Source organism: Streptomyces sp., assembly GCF_036524955.1.
Lineage (GTDB): Bacteria > Actinomycetota > Actinomycetes > Streptomycetales > Streptomycetaceae > Actinacidiphila.
Window position 1 is genome coordinate 26,506 of record NZ_DATDBG010000031.1, and the last position, 6,724, is coordinate 33,229.

At 71.3% G+C, this 6,724-nt stretch carries 7 protein-coding genes and 1 pseudogene; 3 read left to right on the top strand and 5 right to left on the bottom strand.

Translation table 11 applies throughout. The annotated features are described in order from the left end of the window. Positions 1 to 30: 30 nt before the first annotated feature. Positions 31 to 939, bottom strand: a complete 909-nt coding sequence (locus tag VIW71_RS02750; protein ID WP_331620271.1) for an SDR family NAD(P)-dependent oxidoreductase — start codon at positions 937 to 939, stop codon at positions 31 to 33. 511 nt (positions 940 to 1,450) lie between these two features. Here VIW71_RS02750 and VIW71_RS02755 point away from each other — a divergent pair. Together VIW71_RS02755 and VIW71_RS02760 are read left to right on the top strand one after the other, a co-directional pair. Further along, positions 1,451 to 1,625, top strand: a pseudogene (locus VIW71_RS02755) (hydrophobic protein). Positions 1,626 to 1,966: 341 nt separating this feature from the next. Beyond that, on the top strand, positions 1,967 to 2,458 hold the full coding sequence (locus VIW71_RS02760) for a MarR family transcriptional regulator (RefSeq protein WP_331620260.1): 492 nt from the start codon (positions 1,967 to 1,969) through the stop codon (positions 2,456 to 2,458). A 90-nt stretch (positions 2,459 to 2,548) separates the two neighbouring features. On the opposite strand, the gene VIW71_RS02765 is transcribed toward VIW71_RS02760, so the two are convergent. Beyond that, positions 2,549 to 2,908, bottom strand: a complete 360-nt coding sequence (locus VIW71_RS02765) for a hypothetical protein (protein ID WP_331620261.1) — start codon at positions 2,906 to 2,908, stop codon at positions 2,549 to 2,551. A gap of 76 nt (positions 2,909 to 2,984) precedes the next feature. Next, complete coding sequence (locus VIW71_RS02770; RefSeq protein ID WP_331620263.1) at positions 2,985 to 3,383, bottom strand: nitroreductase family deazaflavin-dependent oxidoreductase; 399 nt, start codon at positions 3,381 to 3,383, stop codon at positions 2,985 to 2,987. A 184-nt stretch (positions 3,384 to 3,567) separates the two neighbouring features. Here VIW71_RS02770 and sigJ point away from each other — a divergent pair, with 184 nt between their 5' ends. Then, a complete protein-coding gene (gene sigJ / locus VIW71_RS02775; protein ID WP_331620265.1) occupies positions 3,568 to 4,635 on the top strand; it encodes an RNA polymerase sigma factor SigJ in 1,068 nt (355 codons plus the stop codon). Between the two features lie 187 nt (positions 4,636 to 4,822). On the opposite strand, the gene VIW71_RS02780 is transcribed toward sigJ, so the two are convergent. Together VIW71_RS02780 and VIW71_RS02785 are read right to left on the bottom strand one after the other, a co-directional pair. Beyond that, positions 4,823 to 6,247 (bottom strand): cation:proton antiporter, encoded by a 1,425-nt coding sequence (locus tag VIW71_RS02780; RefSeq protein ID WP_331620266.1) that lies wholly within the window; start codon positions 6,245 to 6,247, stop codon positions 4,823 to 4,825. Positions 6,248 to 6,309: 62 nt separating this feature from the next. Next, a complete protein-coding gene (locus VIW71_RS02785) occupies positions 6,310 to 6,675 on the bottom strand; it encodes an antibiotic biosynthesis monooxygenase family protein (protein ID WP_331620268.1) in 366 nt (121 codons plus the stop codon). Between the last annotated feature and the right edge of the window lie 49 nt (positions 6,676 to 6,724).

The following is a 6,724-nucleotide window of genomic DNA, read 5'->3' on the forward strand; positions in this document are numbered from 1 at the left end:
GGCCTCGCACGGGGGGTGGCCCCGCAGGAGTCAGCGGGAGGGGTGGTGGCGGGTGTGCTGGTTGTACGCGTGGGAAGCGCGGTCGTTGAGGGCGGTGGCCCAGGTGTGGAGCTTGCGCTTGAGCGGGTGGGTGGGGCGGGGCGAGGTGGTCTCGGCGCCCTTGCGGAGGGGGGTGGGGCGCTGGGGGGAGGAGGGCAGGGCACGGACGGAGAGTGCGGTGAGGCGGGTGGTGAGGGCCGGGGCCACGCCGTGGGTGAATTCCGCCGCCCGGGCGGCCGGGGTGAGGACCAGGCGGGTCTTGCGCCGCCGCGCCGCGGTGACGATGCGCTCGGCCGCCCGGCGCGCGTCCATCGAGACCAGCGGCATGCCGGCCAGCGCCGAGAACCACGCGAACTCCTCCGCCTGGTCCCCGCCGAACTCCGCGGCCACGTGTGACCCGGTGCGCATCAGCCCGGGGTGCACGGCGGTCACGCTCACCCCCTCGGGGGCCACCTCCGCGTGCAGCCCCTCCGCCAGCGCGGCCACCGCGGCCTTCGCGCACGAGTACGGCAGCAGGTGCGGCGCCGCGATCAGCCCGCCGACCGACCCGATCAGCGCGAGCCGGCCGCCGGCCCGGCTGCGCCGCAGGTGGGGCAGGGCCTCCAGGGAGGCGTGCAGCGCGCCGATGAAGATCGAGTCCATCGCCTCGCGGAACTCCGCGACGCCGATCGCGCCCAGCGGCGCCACCTGGATGATGCCCGCGTTGGCGATCACCACGTCCACGCCGCCCTGCGCCTCGGCGGTCGCCCGGAAGAGTTCGCGTACGGCGTCCTGGTCGCGTACGTCGCAGACCGCGGTACGGACCCGGGCGCCGGGCCGCAGCCGCAGGTAGTCCTCGGCGCGGGAGAGTTCCTGTTCGTCGCGGGCGGCGACGGTGACCGCGCACTCCTGTTCGACCAGTTACTCGGCGATCAGCAGCCCGAGGCCCCGGGAGCCGCCGGTGACGACCGCCGAGAGGTCCGCGAGGGAGTCGGGGTGGAACTGGAGCGGTGCCATGGGGTGCCTCCCTGGGACGTGCCGGCCGGCCGCTTGGTGGAACCGGCCTCCGACCGCACGCGTACCCCGCGGGGCCCTTTCACACCGCGTTCCGCGGCCCTCCCGACCTATGCGGCTCATATGCCCCGTCTGCCGCTTCCGTGCCACGGGGACGGCGGGCGGCACGTTCCGGCATACCGCGTTCCGCGCCGCCTCCCGGGGCAGCCGACCCCAACGACCGGCCCCGGGCCCGCCACCACCGTGAGCGGGAATACGCCTCGACGCGACGGCGCCGATTCACCCGCCGACGCAAAGCCGTCGAACCGAATTCACCGCCGAAGCCGGGGAGGGAAAAGGGATTTGACGCCACGTCGGGATATTCGACCGCGTGGCGCCCCGCCCGCCGGGCACGCGATGCCCGAGGAGGGAGACTGAAATGACTGTGGTTGCTTTGGTGTTGCCGCTCGCACTGGTTCTCGGCGGCGCCGGATTCGCCCTCCACGTACTGTGGTGGATTGCGCTGGCCGCGCTCGTGGTCTGGCTGCTGGGATTCGTGTTCCGCGGTCCGACGGCCGGGCGGCGGACGCAGCAACCGCTGGTACCGATGGTGAGTCCACCACACGGTGGGCCGGGGCACCCCTCGGCGCCCACCCCGGGGCTGCACGTCCGTCCAACCCCGCCGGCGGAACCGCTCGGTCGCCCGGCATCGGCGCCGCGTCCGCCCGACGGAAACACCCCACCCCTCTCCGGGGCAACTCTGCCCCCGTTCGCCTCGCGCCAGGCGGACGGGGGCAGGATTGTTTCCCCGGGGGACTACGAGTGGCAAAGGGGGTTGTGAGAGGGTATGCGCCAGCCACCCCGACGGCGGGTGAACCGGCGACCAGCGGCTGAGGGGACGTTCACGTCGGGCCCTGGCCGCTCTCGGCGAGCGATCGATGCGAGGATCTAGCGTATGGATTCCACACTGCCCGGAGCGGCGTCGGCGGCACGGAGGCGGAAGCGGTTGACCAACCGGATCAAGGACGGTCTCCGCGACCTCAGCGTCCAACTCGCCCTGCTGAACCACCAGGTCGGCGCCCACGTCGATCTCAGGGACAGCGATCTGGAGTGCATCGACCTGGTGAGCCGGTACGGCCCGATCGGCCCGACGGCGCTCGCCAAGCGCGCGGGGCTGCACCCGGCCACGCTCACCGGAATCCTGGACCGGCTGGAGCGCGGCGGCTGGGTGGTCCGCACGCCCAACCCCACGGACCGGCGCGCCATCCTGGTCCGGATCGTCAAGGAGAAGGAGAGCGAGCTCGCGGCCATGTTCTCCGGGCTCAACACCGCGATGGACGGCGTGTGCGCGGACTACGAGGACACCGAGCTGGTGATGATCGCCGACTTCCTGCTGCGCACCGCCCGGGTCAGCCGTATAGCCACCGACGACCTCGCGGAGAGCTGAGCTCGCGGAGGACCCGGCTCTGAGAGCCGGGGTCGCAGAGAGCAGCGTCGCCGGGACGCCGGGCTTACGGAAGGCCGGGGGCCCGAGCCGTCAGCCCTCCCCCGCCGCCCGCCGCTCGGGGTGCCAGTACGGTGCCGCGTCCGCGTACGACCCGGGCGTCTCCCCCGGTCCCGGCAGGTCCTGGCTGCCGCGCAGCGACCGCATCCTGCGCAGCACTCCGGGGTCGTCGAGGGCGCCGCGCTCGATCCGGGCGGCGGAGACCACCGACCGCGGGCCTGAGCCCTCCGTGGGGGCGGCCCCCTCCCACCAGTGCTCGCCGCGCGCCCGCCACCAGCCGGGCGGCGAGACGCCGGTGGCCATCGAGCCCAGGGCGACCAGCGCCCGCAGCAGCCGGTCACCGGCGAACCGTACCGCGGAGCGGCCGGCGGCCGACCAGTTGGGCACGCGCATCTGCGGTCACTCCTTACACGGGCGGGAGCAGGGCACCGTACGGTCCCGCCCCGGTGGCGGGCGGCTGGGAGCGCGGTCAGCGCCCGGCGGGCACCTCGGCCTCCACGATCTTCAGCGAGATGAACTCGTCGGCGTTGAACCGCCGCAGCGACCAGGCGAGGAAGCGCGGGATGTCGGGATTGTCGTCCACGTAGACCTGCGGGGCGACGACCGGGTAGCGCTTGCCTCGGGTCTGGATCTCGCAACCGCCCGCGGCGACCACGTTCTTGACCCAGTCCGATTCCGAGCCGTACGGCAGCGACAGGATGAAGTGCCCGTTCTTCCGGAACACCTTGACCGGCGTGCGGTACTCGCGGCCGGACTTGCGGCCCTTGTGGAAGACCGCGCCGAAGCCCGGCAACAAGGGGATGATCCGGCCGACGATCTTGTTGCCGAAGTACTTATTCAAACGGGCCAGCCGCCGCTGAACGGACATGCCTGAGCTCCTTCTGTGTTGGACACGCACCGGGAGAGAAAGGGCGGGAGAGGTAAAGAACCGGAGAGAACAGGAAAGAAACAGGAGCCGAATGAGACGCGACCCACAGGGGTGCGCACGATGTCACACTCGGGTGGGTGCCATTCATCTCATGAACAGGAGCGCGCATACAGGAGGGCCACCCATGTCAGACAATCCGGCGGAGCTGCCCGACGAAACGGCCACCCGGGAGTTCGTGGGACACCGGGAGTTGCTGTTCTCGGTGGTCTACAACATGCTCGGCAGCGTCTCGGACACCGAGGACGTCCTGCAGGAGACGTGGCTGGCCTGGGCCCGCCGCAGCCGTCAACCGCACGCCGAGGACATCGAGAACCCCCGCGCCTACCTGGTCCGCATCGCGGTGAACCAGGCGCTGGCGCGGCAGGCCACCATCAGCCGCCGCCGCGAGACGTACATCGGCCCCTGGCTGCCGGAACCGCTCATCACCCACACACCCGACGCGCAGGACACCGCGCCGGCCGCGGACGCCGCCGACGCCTCGGAGGCGACACTGCGGGCCGAGTCGGTGTCGATGGCGCTGCTGGTGGTGCTGGAGACGCTCACGCCGCTGGAACGGGCGGTGTTCGTGCTGCACGATGTCTTCGGGTACGCCCACACCGAGATCTCCGAGATCCTGGGGCGCAGCCCCTCCGCGGTGCGGCAGCTCGCGCACCGCGCACGCGAGCACGTGCAGGCCCGCCGCCCTCGCTACCAGGCCGACCCGCATCTCCAGCAGCGGGTGACGGAACGATTCATCGCCGCCTCGCTCGGCGGCGACCTGGCGGCACTGATGGACTTACTGGCGCCCGACGTGACGATGTGGACCGACGGCGGCGGCAAGGTGCGGTCCGCGCTGCGCCCGGTCAGCGGGCGGGAGAAGGTCGCCCGGTTCCTTCGGGGTTACGCGGCCACGCACCGCCCGCAGGCGCTGGACGTCCGCTACCGGCACGTCAACGGCGACCCGTCGGCCGTGGTCTTCTCCGGCGACTCGCCCTACGCGGTCATGGTGATGGACCTCAACCCGCAGAACGACCACGTCACCGGGATCTACCTGGTGACCAACCCCGACAAGCTCTCCCGGGTCCGGCTGGACGCGGAGGGCGAGGTCGAGGGGGACCTCGACATGGAGGGTGATCTCGACATGGAAGAGGAGGATCTCGACATCGAAGACGTCAAGGGTGACGACGCACCGGAGCTGGAGGACCGGCCGTAGCGGGGTGGCCGCGGCGCCGTTGACGCGGCCGTGGGTACAGCGGTGGAACAGCGGCAGTCCCGATCCGGCCCGCGTGGGGCATGTCACGCGGGACGGACCGGGACGCCGCGTCTGTGGGGGCGCCCGCGCGAGGCGGCGCCGAGGCCTGCCCTATGGATCGCGCGGGGCTCGACCCATGCGGCAGGCCCTAGTCGTGAAGGCCGAGGGCCGCGCGGTCGCGTTCCGGGATGGCGTCCACCCCGCTCGCGGTGTTCTTCGTGCCGGGCCCGTGCGCCTCGGTCTCGGGGACGCCGTGGAGGGCCAGCAGGCGTTGCTCGCGCAGCTCCTCCTCCGCGGTCTGCTCGATCCGCTTCATCGCGATCCGCAGGATGGGCGGCGCCATCAGCGGGGTCAGGATGGCGATCAGTACGATGATGCTGTACATCGCGGTGGTGAGCAGGCCGAGGCGGACCCCGACGACCGCGATGACCACTTGGATGACACCCCGCGCGTTGATCCCCGCGCCCAGCGCCAGCGCCTCCCAGCGGTCGAGCCGGCTGAAGATGCTGCCCACGAAGGCGCCGAGGAACTTGCCGGCCACCGCGATCCCCAGCGCGGCCAAGCCCCACAGCGCGATCTTGAGATGGGTGAGCGAGGTCAGGTCGATCCGCAGTCCGGCGAGCGCGAAGAACAGCGGTGACAGGAAGGACAGCACGGTCGCGTTCAGCGGTTCCAGCTGCCGCGCCTGCGCGTCGGTGTTTGCGGCGCCGATCAGGATGCCGCACAGGAACGCGCCGAAGACGGCCTCGAACTCCAGCGCCTGGGCGCCCGCTCCGGCCAGGACCAGCAGGATCACGGTGGCGGCGATGGTGGCGCCGCGCGACCCGGAGCGCCGGGCCCAGTTCATCACCCAGCGCACCACCCAGCGTCCGGCCGTCAGCAGGACCAGGAGGACCACCGCCAGGTGCCACAGCGGGGTGGCGATCTCCTGACCGCCGACGCCGGTGGTGGCCAGCGCCGTCACCACGGAGACCAGCAGCCAGCCCACCGCGTCGTCGATCGTGCCCACGACCAGGATCATCTGGCCGACGGTGCGGTGGATCAGCTTCATGTCGACCAGGACCCGGCCGATGACCGGGATGGAACTGACGCACATGGCGACGCCGACGAACCACGCGAAGACCGTCACATCGGCGTCTGCGGGCCGGAGCTGGCCGGGGAGCGCGTACCCCAGCCAGACCCCGAGTGCCAGCGGCAGCAGCAGGGCGGCGGCGCTGACTCCCGCCGCCTTGCCGCCGTGCGTGCGGACCACTTTCAGGTCCAGGTGCATACCGGTGAATCCGACCAGCAGCAGGACGCCGAGCTGGCCCACGGCGTCCAGCAGGTGCATCTGCGTGGGATCCTGCGGAAACAGCCACCCGGAGAGTCCCGGCGCGGCGTGGACCAGCAGTGAGGGCCCGAGCAGGACGCCCGCGGCCAGCTCCCCCACGATGGTCGGCATGCCGAGCCGCTGGGCCAGCCGGCCCAGTGCCAGCGCCAGCAGAAGCAGGGCGCCGATCTGGAGCAGGAACACCAGCAGCGTGTGCGGCGGAAGCGGCGCAACGGTTTCGGTGGCCAGGCTCACTGAACTCATCCGAGAGCTCCTCGCTGATGCAGTTGACCGTGTGATCGGTGTGTACTGCGGCGACCGGGAGGTCAGGCGACGCAGATGCCCTCGACGGCGAGTTTCTCGCACAGGTATGGGCGGACGATCACGCCGTCGGGGTAGGCGGCGGCCTTCGCCTGGAACTCCGGGTTACTGAAGGCCTTGAACAGGGACTCGGTGGACTCCCAGACCGCGACGTTGATGAGGATGTTGCTGCCCGCGGTGCCCTTGTGGAGCTGGGTGGAGATGCAGCCGGGGCTCGCCTTCATGTAGGCGGCGTCCACGGCCCAGCTCTCCAGGACCTCGTCCATCAGGCCGTCGGGCACGACGACGGTGTTGACCAGCACGACCGTCCCGGTCTTCTCCTGGAGTTGCGCCTCGAACGGGATATTCGCGTCAACGGACTCGAACTGCATGATTGTTCCTTTCTGGGGGATTTCGCGCATTCACTGGGTATTGCTGGCT